The sequence below is a fragment of the Leptonema illini DSM 21528 genome (genome assembly GCF_000243335.1).
Taxonomy (GTDB): Bacteria; Spirochaetota; Leptospiria; order Leptospirales; family Leptonemataceae; genus Leptonema; species Leptonema illini.
In genome coordinates this window covers 3,878,009-3,892,655 of the sequence record NZ_JH597773.1, presented here as the reverse complement: position 1 = coordinate 3,892,655, position 14,647 = coordinate 3,878,009, and the positions used below count along the sequence as shown (strand labels likewise).

General features: G+C 52.8%; 15 protein-coding genes. 11 read left to right on the top strand and 4 right to left on the bottom strand.

The window, feature by feature from the left end:
• Window positions 1–51 precede the first annotated feature (51 nt).
• The 3 genes from LEPIL_RS18175 to LEPIL_RS18165 are packed head-to-tail and all read left to right on the top strand — an operon-like array spanning window position 52 to window position 3,422.
• Window positions 52–1,161, top strand: a complete 1,110-nt coding sequence (locus tag LEPIL_RS18175; RefSeq protein WP_002774756.1) for an AAA family ATPase — start codon at window positions 52–54, stop codon at window positions 1,159–1,161.
• Entirely contained in the window at window positions 1,158–2,762 is a 1,605-nt protein-coding gene (locus LEPIL_RS18170; RefSeq protein ID WP_002774754.1) for a type I restriction-modification system subunit M, read from the top strand. Before LEPIL_RS18175 ends, LEPIL_RS18170 begins: the two co-directional genes overlap by 4 nt.
• 15 nt (window positions 2,763–2,777) lie before the next feature.
• On the top strand, window positions 2,778–3,422 hold the full coding sequence (locus tag LEPIL_RS18165) for a hypothetical protein (RefSeq protein ID WP_002774752.1): 645 nt from the start codon (window positions 2,778–2,780) through the stop codon (window positions 3,420–3,422).
• Window positions 3,423–3,536: 114 nt separating this feature from the next.
• Here LEPIL_RS18165 and recQ read toward each other — a convergent pair whose 3' ends face one another.
• The 3 genes from recQ to LEPIL_RS18150 all read right to left on the bottom strand — a co-directional run bounded on the left by recQ (window position 3,537) and on the right by LEPIL_RS18150 (window position 6,212).
• The gene (gene recQ, locus LEPIL_RS18160; protein ID WP_002774750.1) at window positions 3,537–5,390 is read right to left on the bottom strand and encodes a DNA helicase RecQ; all 1,854 of its coding nucleotides are present in this window, start codon (window positions 5,388–5,390) and stop codon (window positions 3,537–3,539) included.
• A gap of 127 nt (window positions 5,391–5,517) precedes the next feature.
• Window positions 5,518–5,919 (bottom strand): helix-turn-helix domain-containing protein, encoded by a 402-nt coding sequence (locus tag LEPIL_RS18155; protein ID WP_002774748.1) that lies wholly within the window; start codon window positions 5,917–5,919, stop codon window positions 5,518–5,520.
• Window positions 5,916–6,212, bottom strand: coding sequence for a type II toxin-antitoxin system HigB family toxin (locus tag LEPIL_RS18150; protein ID WP_002774746.1), 297 nt, complete (start codon window positions 6,210–6,212; stop codon window positions 5,916–5,918). Before LEPIL_RS18150 ends, LEPIL_RS18155 begins: the two co-directional genes overlap by 4 nt.
• A gap of 203 nt (window positions 6,213–6,415) precedes the next feature.
• Here LEPIL_RS18150 and LEPIL_RS18145 point away from each other — a divergent pair, with 203 nt between their 5' ends.
• From LEPIL_RS18145 to LEPIL_RS18110, 8 genes are all read left to right on the top strand, one after another.
• Window positions 6,416–6,901: a hypothetical protein gene (locus LEPIL_RS18145; protein ID WP_002774744.1), complete on the top strand. Its 486-nt coding sequence runs from the start codon at window positions 6,416–6,418 to the stop codon at window positions 6,899–6,901.
• An 82-nt stretch (window positions 6,902–6,983) separates the two neighbouring features.
• A complete protein-coding gene (locus tag LEPIL_RS18140; RefSeq protein WP_002774743.1) occupies window positions 6,984–7,922 on the top strand; it encodes a DUF5655 domain-containing protein in 939 nt (312 codons plus the stop codon).
• Between the two features lie 474 nt (window positions 7,923–8,396).
• On the top strand, window positions 8,397–8,777 hold the full coding sequence (locus tag LEPIL_RS18135) for a hypothetical protein (RefSeq protein ID WP_002774739.1): 381 nt from the start codon (window positions 8,397–8,399) through the stop codon (window positions 8,775–8,777).
• 130 nt (window positions 8,778–8,907) lie between these two features.
• Window positions 8,908–9,369: a hypothetical protein gene (locus tag LEPIL_RS18130; RefSeq protein ID WP_002774738.1), complete on the top strand. Its 462-nt coding sequence runs from the start codon at window positions 8,908–8,910 to the stop codon at window positions 9,367–9,369.
• Window positions 9,370–9,373: 4 nt separating this feature from the next.
• Window positions 9,374–9,838 (top strand): DUF3788 domain-containing protein, encoded by a 465-nt coding sequence (locus LEPIL_RS18125; RefSeq protein WP_002774737.1) that lies wholly within the window; start codon window positions 9,374–9,376, stop codon window positions 9,836–9,838.
• Window positions 9,839–9,911: 73 nt separating this feature from the next.
• On the top strand, window positions 9,912–10,892 hold the full coding sequence (locus LEPIL_RS18120) for a M14 family zinc carboxypeptidase (protein WP_002774730.1): 981 nt from the start codon (window positions 9,912–9,914) through the stop codon (window positions 10,890–10,892).
• A gap of 66 nt (window positions 10,893–10,958) precedes the next feature.
• Window positions 10,959–13,118, top strand: coding sequence for a cation:proton antiporter domain-containing protein (locus tag LEPIL_RS18115; RefSeq protein WP_002774728.1), 2,160 nt, complete (start codon window positions 10,959–10,961; stop codon window positions 13,116–13,118).
• Between the two features lie 24 nt (window positions 13,119–13,142).
• Window positions 13,143–14,003: a DUF4349 domain-containing protein gene (locus tag LEPIL_RS18110; protein ID WP_002774726.1), complete on the top strand. Its 861-nt coding sequence runs from the start codon at window positions 13,143–13,145 to the stop codon at window positions 14,001–14,003.
• A 15-nt stretch (window positions 14,004–14,018) separates the two neighbouring features.
• On the opposite strand, the gene LEPIL_RS18105 is transcribed toward LEPIL_RS18110, so the two are convergent.
• The gene (locus LEPIL_RS18105) at window positions 14,019–14,624 is read right to left on the bottom strand and encodes a ClpP family protease (protein WP_002774724.1); all 606 of its coding nucleotides are present in this window, start codon (window positions 14,622–14,624) and stop codon (window positions 14,019–14,021) included.
• Between the last annotated feature and the right edge of the window lie 23 nt (window positions 14,625–14,647).

Sequence of the window (14,647 nt, the reverse complement as noted above, 5' to 3'; positions counted from 1 at the left end):
CAAGAAAAGCCTAGTCCAAGGCCTTCTTCCTGCCGTGACTGAGGTTGACGTATGAGCAATGGGGCCCTTACATTCTCGAATCTTGAGGACATCGCCACACACCTGCGCGACCGACTCAAAGAGAAGAAATATATGCTTCTCTTCGCCTATAACGGCACGGGCAAGACCCGGCTGTCCATGGCTTTCAAGAAGAATGGCGAAGAGCGAGACACGCTCTATTTTAATGCCTTCACCGAGGACCTGTTTTACTGGGATAACGATCTGGAAAACGATGAAAACCCCGTTCTTCGTTTGAATCGAGATTCTCGTTTCTTTGCCGGTCTACCTGAGCTGGAGATGGAAACCCGCATCAATCGACTGCTGGCCCGATACGTGGATTTCAGTTTTTTCATTGATTACGATTCTTGGGCCATCACCTTCTTTCGGGACACGGACGGCGATGGTACACCGACGCCGATTAAGGTTTCGCGCGGCGAGGAAAACATCTTTGTCTGGTGCTTCTTCCTTGCCGTCGCTCAACTGGCCATTGACGAACAGGAAGCCTACGACTGGGTGAAATACATCTACGTAGATGATCCTATATCATCTCTGGATGATAACAATGCCATTGCAGTGGCCAGTCATCTTGCTCAATTATTAAGAAGCACGAATGGCCGTATCAAGACCGTGATCTCCTCTCACCATGCCCTTTTTTTCAACGTAATATGGAATGAGCTCAGCGAACGAGGAAAGACCAACCCGCTACAGCCATTTTTCCTGAGTACAGAAAAGGGAACGGGCAGCTACACATTGCGCTATACGAACGATACGCCCTTCTTTCATCACGTCGCTCTGCTCAAACAGCTCTGTGAGGCCGTGGATTCCGGTCAGCTCTATACCTACCATTTCAACATCTTACGAAGTATTCTGGAAAAGACGGCGACCTTTCACGGGTTTCAGAATTTTTCCGCCTGCATTAAGAAGGATGCAGACGATGAAGATGGCGTGCTGCATGCGCGCCTGATCAACGTCCTCAGTCATGGTAACTATTCCCTTTTTGAGCCTCGTGAGATGCTCGAAGAGAATAAACAGTATTTCAAAAAGATCTTGAATGATTTCATGGCAAACTATCGCTTTAACCCCGAATTGTTCCCTGAACTGACAGAAGAGAAAAAAGGATGACGCAAGAAGAACTGAGCCAACTTGGCAAAACCCTCTGGAACATCGCCGACCAGCTACGCGGTGCGATGAACGCCGATGACTTCCGCGACTACATGCTCTCATTCCTGTTTCTACGCTACCTGTCTGACAATTACGAGACAGCCGCAAAGAAAGAGCTTGGACGAGACTATCCAGCGACGAAAGAGGACGATCGACGTTCTTCGTTAGCCATCTGGTATGCAAAGAACAAGAAGGATGTACCCGACTTTGAGAAGCAGATGCGCCTCAAGGTTCACTATGTAATCGAACCGCCATTCCTCTGGAGCAACGTGGCCGAGATGGCGCGCCGACAGGACAATGATCTGCTCGGCACGCTCTGGAAAGGATTCAAGTATATTGAGGAAAAGTCCTTCCAGAGCACATTTCAGGGATTGTTCTCAGAGATCAATTTGCACTCTGACAAGCTGGGTAAAACGCCGAAAGAACGAAACGCAAAGCTCTGTACCATCATCCAGAAAATCGCTGAAGGCATTGCAAAATTCAGTGCCGATACCGATATTCTCGGCGATGCCTATGAATACCTTCTCGGCCAGTTCGCCGCCGGCTCCGGAAAAAAGGCAGGCGAGTTCTATACCCCGCAACAAATTTCGACAATTCTCTCTGAAATCGTTACGCTCGATAGCCAGGAACCGACAAACGGTAGAAAGAAAAAACTCAAGACTATCCTCGACTTTGCCTGCGGTTCGGGATCGTTACTGCTCAATGTACGCCGACAGATGGGCCCAAGCGGCATAGGCAAGATATACGGTCAGGAAAAGAACATCACGACGTATAACCTCGCCCGCATGAACATGCTCCTGCATGGTGTGAAAGATACGGAGTTCGAGATCTTTCACGGTGATTCGTTGCTGAATGACTGGCCCCTTCTGAACGAAATGAACCCTGCTAAAAAGATGCAGTTCGATGCCGTAGTGGCTAATCCGCCGTTTAGCTATCGCTGGGAGCCGAACGAGGCGCTTGGCGAGGATTTTCGCTTCAAGAATTACGGCATCGCTCCAAAATCTGCCGCCGATTTCGCCTTCCTTTTACATGGCTTTCATTTTCTGAGTGATAGCGGTGTGATGGCCATTATCCTTCCTCACGGCGTGTTGTTTCGAGGAGGCGTTGAAGAACGCATCCGTACTAAACTTCTGAAAGACAATCATATCGACACGGTGATCGGCTTGCCCGCCAATCTCTTTTACTCTACTGGCATTCCGGTTTGCATCCTTGTTCTGAAACGATGTAAGAAGCCCGACGATGTTCTCTTTATCAACGCCAGTGAGCATTTTGAGAAAGGTAAGCGCCAGAACCGCCTGTTGCCCGAGCATATTGATAAGATCGTCCATGCCTATCAGTTCAGGAAGGACGAACCGCGCTACTCCCGCCGCGTCCCTATGGACGAGATCGAAAAGAACGGCTACAACCTGAACATCTCGCGCTATGTCAGCACCTCCATTGCAGAAGAAGAGATTGATCTGGCAAAGGTGAATGCTGAACTGAAGGAGATTGAGAAACGGGCAGCCACAGCAGCCAAAAAGCACAATGCATTCCTGAAAGAGCTCGGGCTGCCGCCTGTGTAGGCAAAGGGGACGAGAATGAATAAGCATTCGGCATTCTTAAAGGCAATAATCGCTAACCGCTTTCGTGCATATGATAGAGCCTTCTTAGAATCCGAAAGTCATTTCCGCCTGCAAGCAGAAGAAGCGTTTCCGTTTACGAATGCAGAACTCGCCGAGATGGACGATGAAGAGAGAGCCAGCAACGTTGATTGGTACGTAGATGATTATGTGGAGTATTCAAAGACTTTCCCAGAAGTACTAAGAACTGGCTATCTTATAGGCTACTATTCGCTCTACGAATACTTTTTACGTTACATCTGCGCCCGCGCTAAACAGCATAAGAACATCGATATCGATCTGGCTATTATAACCGGGAGGGGGATTTTTCAGGCAAAAATATATCTGGAGAAAATCTGCGGCATAAAGGATCTCGGCAATCATCAGTGGCAAGCGATTGTTTGCATCAATAAAATCAGGAACAGTCTGGTTCATAATCTGGGAGTACTCGAGGTATCAGAGAACAATGATAAAATCGGATTGTTACAGTATTTTGAGAAAAACTCAGTAACGATTGAGCGTGATTCATTGAACCGAATCATCATCAAGGACGGCTATATCGAGACCGTAAGCAAACTCTTTAAGGATAACCTGGAAGGAACGATCAGCAAGGCTTTCTCTTAGCAGCACTCCTTATAATAACCAAAGACTGGCTTCGGCCAGAACCGTCGTCATGAATCGCTAAACCCAAATTGGCATGCGGCTGCTGCATACACGATCGAGAGCCCATCTACTACCCTACCTACCCTTCACATAATCCCTGATCACACCGAGGAACTCTTCACCGTACCGCTCCAGCTTCACCTGACCGACGCCGCTGATACTGAGCAGCTCCTCGTCGGACTGCGGAAGCGCGCTTGCCATCTCCACCAGCGTGCGGTCCGAGAAGACGATGTACGGGGGAATGCCCGCTGCGTCGGCCAGCTCCTTGCGCCTCTGACGAAGAAGACCAAACAACGTCTCGTCCATTCCGCTCGCCAGCGTCGACGGAGAGCGCCTAACGGGCGCCTCGCCTTGTGGCATGGCTTCGAGCGTAATGGGCGCCCGCTCGCGCAAAGAGCGGATTGCCAGGTCGCTCAGACGAAGCGTGCGGAACTCACCCTCCTGAACAAGATAGCCGTGGCGCACCAGCTGCCGCGCAACATGATTCCATTGTATCGCCGTGAGGTTTGTACCGATGCCGTATGTGCTCAGATCCTGATGTCGGTTGCGCAGCACCTTTTCGTTCTTTGATCCGCGCAGCACGTCGATGACGTGACCGGCTCCGAACCTCTCCCCTGTGCGCTTAACGCATGACAGGAGCTTCTGAGCGTTCTCGGTCATATCGACAAGCGTGGCCGTGGGGGACGTGCAGTTGTCGCATCGATCGCATCGCGTCGATGTCGGCTCTTCGCCGAAGTAGCGCAGCAGGGGGATGCGCCGACAGCCGGCATGCTGCTCGGCAAAACGAACAAGGGCATCGAGATGCTCAAGGGCAACAAGGCGCTCATCCTCTTCTTTCTGGTCGATGAAATGCCGCAGCTTGGCCACATCGCCGTAGCTATAAAGAAGCAGGCAGTGGGACGGCAGCCCGTCACGACCGGCTCGTCCGATCTCCTGGTAGTAGCCTTCGATGCTTTTGGGCAGATCGTAGTGTATAACGAAGCGAACGTTAGGCTTGTTGATACCCATGCCGAAGGCGATGGTGGCCACGATGATCTGAATATCGTCTCGAAGAAAGGCCTCTTGATTGGCGGCACGCTCCGCATCGCCAAGGCCGGCATGATACGGACGAGCCGAGAATCCCTTCTGAACGAGAGCGGCGGCAAGATCATCGACCTGCCTGCGCGAGAAACAATAGATGATGCCAGCCTGATCCCTGCGTTCTTCGAGGAATCTGAGAGTCTGAGTTAGGGCGTTCTGCTTCGGCAGCACTTCAATAAAGAGATTGGGCCGATCGAATCCGGCAACGAACTGCGCTGCCTCATCAAGGCCGAGGGCGGTGAGGATGTCGTGTCTAACGCGCTCCGTTGCCGTGGCAGTCAGGGCCAGACATACGGCCCGGGGGAATCGACGGCGGACGGCAGCGATCTGGCGGTACTCCGGACGAAAGTCATGGCCCCAATCCGAGATGCAGTGAGCCTCATCGATGGTGAGCAGATCAAGAGGCAGCGATGCAAGAAGATCCGTGACGCGAGGCGAGAGCAGAGTCTCGGGGGCGACATAGAGGATTCGTGCATCGCCCTTTTGCAAAGCGTCGATGTTGCGCTGGTATTCCTGTGGCGAGAGCGAGCTATTCAGCATCACGGCCGGCACGCCCGCTGCGCGCAGTTGCTGCACCTGATCGTTCATAAGCGCAATGAGCGGCGAGACGACGACGCTCAGCTTTTCGAAGACCAGAGCGGGAATCTGGTAGCAGAGGGATTTGCCTGCTCCGGTAGGAAGCACGGCCAACGTATCACGGCGCGACAGAACATTGTCGATCACCTCGCGCTGAAACGGACGAAACGAATCGTATCCGAAGACTTCTTTGAGAATACTGGAGGCTCGTTTCATAATTACTGCCTGCGATTCGGCGATCGGTCCCTCGATACCATTGCGCTTCAGGGCCATTGCTGCAAGATATGGGATGGGCCAGCTCTGTCAAGGGGAGTGGCCCATTAACGGGCGCTCATGCAAAGACTATAACTCGGCCTTTTGAGCATGGGCTGATAACATGCAAATGTAGATAGTTGAGCTCTCAGATAAAGGCAGCCGGCGAGATATGAAAACGTTTCGCAAGGGCTCTGACCTGTCGTGCATTCAGAGTTCGCCGCCCGTTAAGAACTTCTGAGACAACTCCCTGCGATCCGATCTCGGGCAGGTCTTTCTGTGTGAGCCCGTGTTCCTGCATGAGGTGCCGGATTACATCAACGGAATTGCCTTCCGGTTCGGGGATGTTCTCGTTCTCATAGATCTCAATCAGGCATCCTATCGTTTCCATAAGCGGCAGAAGAGGGTGCTTCTCGTTCCCTCCCACTTCGTCCGTTAGTTCGTCCAGGATCTTCGCAAGAAGGTTATAGTGCTTCTTCGTGCGCGGGACGGAAAGAACGTTCTGCACGCTCGGCCAGACGGTTTTGATTTTTTCGAGTTCTGCGATCATGGTATGTCTCTCTTCCAGATGTTGCGGTCGTATTCTGTGTGCGTCAGAATGTGCCGGATGTAGACCTTCTTCCGGTTATAATGAATGGCAGCAATCAGCCGGTATTTGTTCCCGCCGATGTTGAACACGGTTAGATTGCCGACCGGGTCCGCCGATGGAAAAACGGATCTCAGATGGGCAGAATTTCGGAAGTTGGTGGTCCTCACGATTCTGTACCACGTCTCAAGAGCCGTTTTCGCATCAGGATGATTGGCGGAGAAGTCCGCGATCTTCTTCCGGCTAATAACGTGCACATGTCAGCATATCTCAATTCGAGATACTGTCCACCACATTCTGGAGCCCTGCTGGCACAGCGATACAATATGCGCTGACAGAGAGCATGGCGGAAGTCGTGAAGGGGCGCAATATATTCTTGAAAGAACAAGGACTGCCGCCGGTATAGGCTGAGGGGGGACGGCTTACACTTGGTTCGACTGTTACCCCACGGAAAAAGAGCATGTCACATCTCGAAGATCTGATTGCAGAGTACTATGACTGGTCCGGATACCTCGTTAAGCAGAACCTCAAAGTCGGCAAGCTTTCTCATGGCGGCTGGGAGATGGAGTTGGACGTTGTTGCATTTCATCCGGAAACGAAACGTCTGGTCCATATCGAACCGTCCATTGATGCAGATTCATGGGCCGAGCGAGAGAGGCGGTTCCGGAAGAAGTTTGAATCTGGTGAACGGTATATGTTCTCAGATGTCTTTAAGTGGCAGGATCCATCGACTCCGGTGGAACGGATTGCCGTCCTCGTATCCCATCCCGAGGACAGGGACGAGCTCTGCGGTGCAAAAATCATCTCCATTGATGAGTTTATGCAGATCGTAAAAGCGGACATCATGCATTGTGGGAAAGTCGCCAGCAATGCCATTCCGGAACGCTATCCTCTTCTGCGAACAATTCAGTTTACGATACAAGGTTACTACAAATGCTTGGGCTGAGATATAACCGTCCCATGAACGGACATTTTACACGCATATAGCGTCCATTTAAAACCCCTCATCCCCATAGGAGACTTCACGCATGCCGCTATTCCAGATAACCGGTGAAAGCCTCGTTTCAGTAGAACAAACCAACTTCGCTCTGGAAAAAGAGCTACAAAAACTCATCGAGCAGAATCTACAGGTCGTTTTCAATTGCCGTTTCGTCGCATCGGAGTTCTCCACGGGCCCGCTGCATGCCGGCCGCATCGACAGCCTTGCACTGTCAGAAGACAATAACCCGGTCATCATTGAATACAAAAAGGTTGAATCGTCGGAATTGATTAACCAGAGCCTTTTCTATCTACACTGGATCCAGGATCACAAGGGCGACTTTGAGATGGCCATACAGAGAGAGCTCGGCAACGGCATTGAGGTGGATTGGTCCGATGTGCGAGTGATCTGTATAGCGCCTAACTATAAAAAATACGATCTGCATGCCGTTCAGGTTATGGGCGCCAACATCGAGCTCTGGAAGTATCGCCTGTTCAAAAACGGTTCCATCTATCTTGAAGAGGTATTCCAGGCGACAAAGGTAATTGCCGCGCCATCCTCTTCAGAGGGAGGGAAAAACCCGATCATGGTCGAAGCGGGAAAGAAAGCGGCGCAGGTGCGCGCAACCGCCACGTATGATTTCGAAGAGCATCTGACCGGCAAACCTTCGCAAATACAATCTCTCATGCATGGAATTCGCGAGTTTATCGTCGGGCTTGATCCTGCCATCGAAGAAGTTCCCAAAAAATACTATATCGCATACAAGATTTCGCAGAATATCGCCTGCATGGAGCCCCAGAATAGGAATATCAAATTATTCCTAAAGTTAAAGAAGAAAGACGTCATCGCTCCGCCTCCGTTCTATCGCGACGTATCGGAGATCGGGCACTTCGGCACAGGTGATGCCGAATTCACTCTTTCTTCGGTCGAAGATTTCGAACTTATGAAACCTTTCATTGAACTGGCCTATAACAAAATCGGCGGATAAGGGCGCGATGAATCGCTGGGACATCCCCGACTGGCTTGAACAAGCCGTCCGCAAAAGAGACCGAGAGTGCATCTACTGCGGCATTACTCTCTCTTACGAGAACCCGGTGAAGGGAAGACGCCCTTCCTGGGAGCATATCCTTAATGATGCGACGATCATTACAATCGAGAACATTGCCCTTTGCTGTAGATCATGCAACTCAAGCAAGGGATCGAAAACCCTTGCGATATGGCTGCAATCAGAGTACTGTAAGCGCAAGGGGATCACGGCGCAGAGCAATTACTCCAGTAGCACGTGCGGCACTGAAACACGAGTATCGCAATATATGAGACTGAGCCAGGATCGGGTCAGCGATTCATAATCCAAATGACAAAGGTTTTCTATTGACAGAAGAGCGAATCGCTACAGAGACTTCATGAGTAAAAGAGTATCCCAGAACGGAAGACATGAACGCCCGTATTATAAGAGAGCACTATGCCCCTTAAATCAGACCTACCTCCGCACGAGGCGCAGGCTCTTGCGCGAAAGCGCCTGGTGCAGACGTGCCATGATATGCTTGATGGAAGATTAACATTTCTTGAGGGCACGATCAAGATTTGCTCGCTTCGATTCGATCTCGGCATACAGGAGCGTGATCCGGACATAATCGTATTCGTCGGTATTGATTCACTGACGGATTACCTTCCGCCGGGCCATACTCACCATCTGTGGGATAGTAACGCGCTCAAGAGGCTTCAACCGGAGTTCGAGAGAGAGGAGGCCTGGGCTCGCGAATATGGAACACCGGCTTGTGAAAATCTGATCCGGCGGTTTTCGCAGGAAACGGGAGAATCAGCTGGTAACTCAATCTCATAATAAGCACCTCGCTGCGATCCGTAATCCATCGTTCCGCCGACAAAAAATACAATATTCTCATTGACAGGCAACAAAGGCAACAATAGAATAAAAAGCCCGGTCATTATGACAGTAACCGTGAGAGGCTCTTATGAAACGAATTGCTACTCTGACCCTACTGATGACCCTCTCCAGCTGTATCGGCTTTATTGCGCATGGCCGTTCGACCTACAGAATAGAGCACGCGAACCTCGCTCAAAATCGCAGATCATTGAAGTATTACGAAGAGATGCGTAGTTATACGCCGGCTGAAGTGGAGCAGCTCTGGGGGCAACCAGACAAGAAGACCTTTACGGCCAATACCGAAACCTGGGTATATAACGACAATAGTGAACTGCGCTGGACAGGCATCATCCTCCTGGCGGTTTTTATTCCTGTGCCGATCATGGTTCCTACGGGCCGAGATGCGACAGAACTTTATTTTGAACGTGGCAGCCTGAAATCTGCATTCACTCACGAATATGAATATGGCTATTTTTTTCTATGTAGCCCCATTCCCTGGCCTTTCCAGGATAGGGGGGAGTTTCAGTATCCCTGTCTGCGTCCGCAATGAATCCATGACAGAGGAGACCTCTGAATCCCCTTCTCGCCTGTTAAACCCCGAGCCGCCAAGCGAGGCCATCGTCAGCGCATGGCTTGGAAAGCAGGCCTACAGCTATTGGCAGCGCCTCGGTCAATGGATCGATGAGCATTATCCCGATGTCTTTAACCCTGAGTGGCTTTACGGCGGAAAAAAACATGGATGGTCGTTGCGTTACAAGAAAAGCAAATCGTTCTGCACGTTCGTTCCCGAGAAGAATCGCTTTCTGTTGGTGATCGTCTTCGGAAAATCAGAAAGAGAGAAGGTAGACGCTCTGCAACCGAACCTCTCCAAACCGACGCAAAGCGCCTATGACGCGGCCCCGACGTATACCGACGGGAAATGGCTGCTGCTCGAAATTAACAGCCTTTCGATATTGAAAGATGTGGAGCTACTACTATCGGCGAAGCGAAAACCGAAAAGTGTCCGCTCCGTCTTCTGAGCCGCCACGCAATTGTCATACTTGCCCGACCGAAAGCCCTTGCTGACTCTGCCGCCGATGCGGCGCTGGTCCTATGCTGCGTGGACTGCGTCGATTGAACCGCTACGAAAAGCGGATGCTTGATGTCGTGAAAAAAGGCAAGGGCCTTGTGCGCCTCAAGCAGATCGGTTTCTCGCGCAAGACGAAAGAGGGCTTTCGCTTCCCGATCCATGCGCTTGAAATCGGTAATCCCTCCGCTCTGCGTAAGCATCCGGCGGGGCTGGTCGCCGGCGTGCATGGCCTCGAGATCATCGGCATTCAGATCCTGCTCGATTTCATCGAATCGATCGTTAACGAGGACTTCGTGCCCGACATCCGCAAAGGCAAGATCGGATTGCACTGCATTCCCGTTATCAATCCCGGCGGCGTCGCCCTGAAGCGAAGGTCGAATCCGGGCGGAGTCGATCTGATGCGTAACTCCGGAGTAGAAGCCGTCGACCCGCTGCCTTTTTTTGGAGGACATCGCATCTCGCGCAATCTGCCCTACTTTCGCGGACAGGGACTCGAACCCGAATCCAGAGCGTTAACCAGATGGGTGATCGAATCCTTCTTCGAGGTGAAGAACTCGCTGATTCCCGTCGTCGATCTGCACTCCGGCTTCGGCTCCGTCGATCACGTCTGGTGGCCTTACGCGGGCACTCATGATCCTTGCATCGACGCCCCGCTTTTTCAGAAGCTGGCCGATCGTCTTCGCGTCTATTCGGGCCACGACCGTTTTCGCTACGGTCCGCAGAGCGAGAGTTATACGACGCACGGCGACCTGTGGGATCGTCTTTACAATCAGTATCAGGTGCGGCCCGAGGCGTCGAAGCTGAAATCTCGATTTCTTCCGCTGACGCTCGAAGTCGGCACGTGGACGGAGCTTCGCGAGAAACCCTCGCGAATGCTTGACCCGAAGAATATCTTTAATCCGCCACCGCAGACGAAAAGCGAGACGGTGATCCGTTACCGACGCTTTTTGCGCGATACGATCCTGCTTGCGCGAGAGAAGCCGGGCGATCGGATTTGGAATTGACGGAATAGCTTTTTATCCGTTTAGTAACCTCCGGAGATTCTCCCGAATTTATTCCCGGAGTCCTTGATGCAAATATTCCGAGCCGCCTCACATGACGATGTTCTGATGCTGCTTGTTCAGATCGTCGTGCTGCTTGCCGCGGCCCGCGGGCTTTCCGAACTCGTTTCTCGCTTCAAACAACCGGGCGTGATCGGCGAGATCCTTGCCGGCATCCTGCTCGGTCCGTCCTTCGCGGCGGCGCTTTTTCCAGGGCTCTATGGCATCATCGTTCCTACCGAGGCCGTACAGGGATACCTGCTTGAGACGATCAGCCTGCTCGGCGCTCTCTTTCTTCTATTGATAACCGGCCTTGAGATGGATCTTGCGCTCATACGCAGGCATGCCCGCACCGCTCTCGGGGTCTCGTTCGGCGGCATCGTCGTAACCTTTGTCAGTGGTTATACACTGGGGCAGCTTCTGCCCGAACCGCTGCTCTCGGGAAAAGAGAACCGCCTGATCACGTCGCTTTTTCTCGCAACAGCTATGTCGATCTCTGCCATTCCCGTTCTGGCGCGCGTTCTCATGGAAATGAAACTGATGCGACGCAACCTCGGGCAGACGATGATCGCCGCCGGCATGAGCGACGACACAGTCGGATGGATTCTTCTTTCCGTCGTCATCGGCCTGGCCGGCGGGAACGGTCTCGGTGTGGGCGATGTGGCCTGGATCGTTTCAAAAGTGCTGCTCTTTATCGCCTTCAGCTTCACCGTCGGCAGCTACGCCGTCAGTCATGCTCTCAGCCTTGTGCAAAGACATGCGATTATTCCCGGCGCGCTGTTTACCGTGATCGTGCTTACGATGTTTACGTTAAGCGCGATCACGCAGGCTCTCGGTCTCGAACCCGTTCTCGGCGCTTTTGTGGCCGGAATCGTACTCGCTCGCGGAGGGGGCATTCCGAAACAGGCGCACGAAACGCTACAGGTGATCTCGTTCAGCGTTTTCAGTCCGATCTTCTTCGCCGTCGCAGGCCTGAAGGTTAACCTCGCCTTCCTGCTCGACGCCGAGATGGCCGTGCTGACCGTCATCGTCATCGTAATCGCCACGGCGGGCAAGATACTCGGGACGTATCTCGGCGCCCGCCTGATCGGGCGACAGAATCATCTGACGGCGCTCAGCTTCGGCGCCGGACTCAACGCCCGTGGAGCGATGGAGATATTGATTGCGACGATCGGCCTTTCGCTCGGCATCCTCTCACAGGATCTCTTTTCGATCATCGTCATCATGGCCATCGTCACCTCGCTGATCGCCCCTCCGATGCTGCGCTGGGTCGTGCAGCGCATTCCGCCCGACGCCGACGAAGAGCGACGACTGAAGCAGGAGGCCATACTTGCCGACAGCCCGATTCATTCGCTCAACCGTGTACTGCTTCCGGTGCGTATCGATCCCGAAGGCGCTTCTTCTCGCATTATCGAAGCGGGCATCCTCAATCTGCTCGGTTCGACTAACCGCCTGCAGATTGAACTCTTGAATATTCCCTACAAGGCCGCAGAAAAACAGCAGGGCCTTGATTATCTGAAAAAGATACGGCCGCTCTTTCACGTAGAAAAGATGATCCTGCGCGCCGTTCCCGGAAAGGAGCCCGCTGCGATTATTCTGGATGAGGCCCGGGCCGGATGCGATCTTCTGATGCTCGGTGCTCCGCGCGACAACGATCTGCGCGGCGGCGGGCTATTTAATCCGATCATCGATACGATCGTGCGACAGTCTCCCTGCCCGACGCTTGTCGTAAGTAAAGGAGCCGTGAACTGGCAATGGTCGCCCCGTCGTATCCTCGTTCCGGTAAACGGTTCGGCGCCTTCACGCAACGCCGCGCAACTTGCCTTTCAGCTTGCCGATAAAGATACCGTCGTTATTATTCTAAACGTCATCGAAGAACAGCGGCGCGGGCTATCGGGAATTTTTGCGAACCCTTTTCGCATGACGCGACTCGAACAGATACAGCGTGACATCGTTGAAGAGATCGCCGCTATGGGAGAGATCTTCGAAACGAAGGCCGAGCATGAGGTCGTCTTCGCCCGCGCCTATGACCGGGAGGTACTGCGTTATGCACAGGCGAATCAGATCGATCTGATTCTCATGGGAACAAGCGTGCGATCCGGGCCGACACGACTCTTCCTCGGTTCGAGAGTCGAGAATATCGTGCTTCAGGCCGAATGTCCTGTCGCTGTTTTGAATGTTAACGAATAGAAGCCATCCCTTCTGGAGAAATCAATGAAAACGGATCAAGGTTTGTGGAAACGCCTGGCCCTTTACGGTATGCTCGCCATGGGCTGGCTATTTGTAATTCAACTCTTCTATCGATCTGTAACGTCTGACGGAATCGTTACTGCTGCCGTTGATACTGGCATCTTCGAAGGCAGTCGCAAGAACTACGCCTCCTATAAAAAGGATGTGCAGATGGACAGCGGACCTTCCGGCGCATCAGAGAAATACGAGAAGATTGCACGGCTCTCTTCGGCCACTTCGACCTTCGACGAGGATCGGCAGCGTCTTTATCAACTCATCGCAGAAGAAAAAGGCGTGATCCAGTTTGAAAGCCTCGAAGGCCTGCGCGGCCGTCGCGTCTATTATCTGTCGGCCGGTGTTCCGCCCGAGGCCTTTGATACAACGGTCGAGAAGCTACAGGCCATCGCCGACTCTACCGGCATTTCCATCCAGAAAACTGACAAGACCAGCGAATATCTGACGCTGCTTGAGAGGCGAGCCTCGCTGGAAAAAACGCGGGCCTCGTTAGCCGCTCTCAAAGCGAAAGGCGGAAGCATGGACGAGTTTCTGAAGCTCGAAAACCGGCTGCTTGAGATCGACGAGCAACTCCAGGACGCGAATCTGAGCATCGGTCAATTCAACGCCGAGAACGAATTCTGCACGGTGCAGTTCTCGCTTCGCGAAAAAGAGGGCTTCTCCACCCGTCGCATCTATCACATCGTGAAGGATTCCGTGATCTGGACGGTTGCCCTATCCGCCATGCTTCTCTTTTTCGGAACGCTTGCCGCCATTGGCATATGGGTATTGCTTCTTCTAAAAGAACGCCTACCCGACTTCATCAAAAAGAAGCCGGGCCGCTCCCAATAGTTATTCGAAGTCTGGTTAACGCATAAGAACGGGCGACGGAAGCTCCACCCTTACGCCGTCGATGAGACCGAAGTCCACGGCCTCGTCGGCGGTAAACCAGCGATCGCGATCCGTCTCTTTCTCGACCGAGCTCAGATCGCGACTGCAACGATCGGCAATGATCTGCTCGATCAGCTTGCGCTGCTTCATGATCTCGTTGGCGTGAATGCGTAGATCGGTGGCCGGGCCTTCGATGCGCCCCTGCACCCACGGCTGATGAAGCATGATACGCGCATGCGGCGCGGCAAATCGACGCCCCCTTTGCCCTGAAAGAAGAAGAAGCGCTCCAAAACTCGCGGCGAGGCCGAAGCAGAGCGTGCTCACGGGCGACTCGATGCCCTGCATCACGTCATAGATGGCGAAGCCGGCCGTGTTCATGCCGCCGGGGCTGTTGATAATAAGCGTGATCTCTTTGCCGCGTTCTTTTGCATCAAGATAGAGCAGGCGCTCGATCACATGACGGGCCGATTGGTCATCAACCTGCCCCCATAAGAAGATCTGACGCGCATCAAGAAAGCGTTCGGCCATCTGCATGGCCTGAAGCGCAGATGGAGATGGATCGGGATTTTCCTGTTCTGACATAACGGAAAGACCCGCGGCAACGT

Bases quoted from the DNA above. Each gene is read 5' to 3' on its own strand.
- LEPIL_RS18165 (WP_002774752.1), top strand. From the start codon at position 2,778: ATGAATAAGCATTCGGCATTCTTAAAGGCAATAATCGCTAACCGCTTT.
- LEPIL_RS18140 (WP_002774743.1), top strand. From the start codon at position 6,984: ATGCCGCTATTCCAGATAACCGGTGAAAGCCTCGTTTCAGTAGAACAA.
- LEPIL_RS18175 (WP_002774756.1), top strand. From the start codon at position 52: ATGAGCAATGGGGCCCTTACATTCTCGAATCTTGAGGACATCGCCACA.
- LEPIL_RS18170 (WP_002774754.1), top strand. From the start codon at position 1,158: ATGACGCAAGAAGAACTGAGCCAACTTGGCAAAACCCTCTGGAACATC.
- recQ (WP_002774750.1), bottom strand. From the start codon at position 5,390: ATGGCCCTGAAGCGCAATGGTATCGAGGGACCGATCGCCGAATCGCAG.
- LEPIL_RS18135 (WP_002774739.1), top strand. From the start codon at position 8,397: ATGCCCCTTAAATCAGACCTACCTCCGCACGAGGCGCAGGCTCTTGCG.
- LEPIL_RS18105 (WP_002774724.1), bottom strand. From the start codon at position 14,624: ATGTCAGAACAGGAAAATCCCGATCCATCTCCATCTGCGCTTCAGGCC.
- LEPIL_RS18115 (WP_002774728.1), top strand. From the start codon at position 10,959: ATGCAAATATTCCGAGCCGCCTCACATGACGATGTTCTGATGCTGCTT.
- LEPIL_RS18110 (WP_002774726.1), top strand. From the start codon at position 13,143: ATGAAAACGGATCAAGGTTTGTGGAAACGCCTGGCCCTTTACGGTATG.
- LEPIL_RS18130 (WP_002774738.1), top strand. From the start codon at position 8,908: ATGAAACGAATTGCTACTCTGACCCTACTGATGACCCTCTCCAGCTGT.
- LEPIL_RS18155 (WP_002774748.1), bottom strand. From the start codon at position 5,919: ATGATCGCAGAACTCGAAAAAATCAAAACCGTCTGGCCGAGCGTGCAG.
- LEPIL_RS18120 (WP_002774730.1), top strand. From the start codon at position 9,912: ATGCTGCGTGGACTGCGTCGATTGAACCGCTACGAAAAGCGGATGCTT.
- LEPIL_RS18125 (WP_002774737.1), top strand. From the start codon at position 9,374: ATGACAGAGGAGACCTCTGAATCCCCTTCTCGCCTGTTAAACCCCGAG.
- LEPIL_RS18145 (WP_002774744.1), top strand. From the start codon at position 6,416: ATGTCACATCTCGAAGATCTGATTGCAGAGTACTATGACTGGTCCGGA.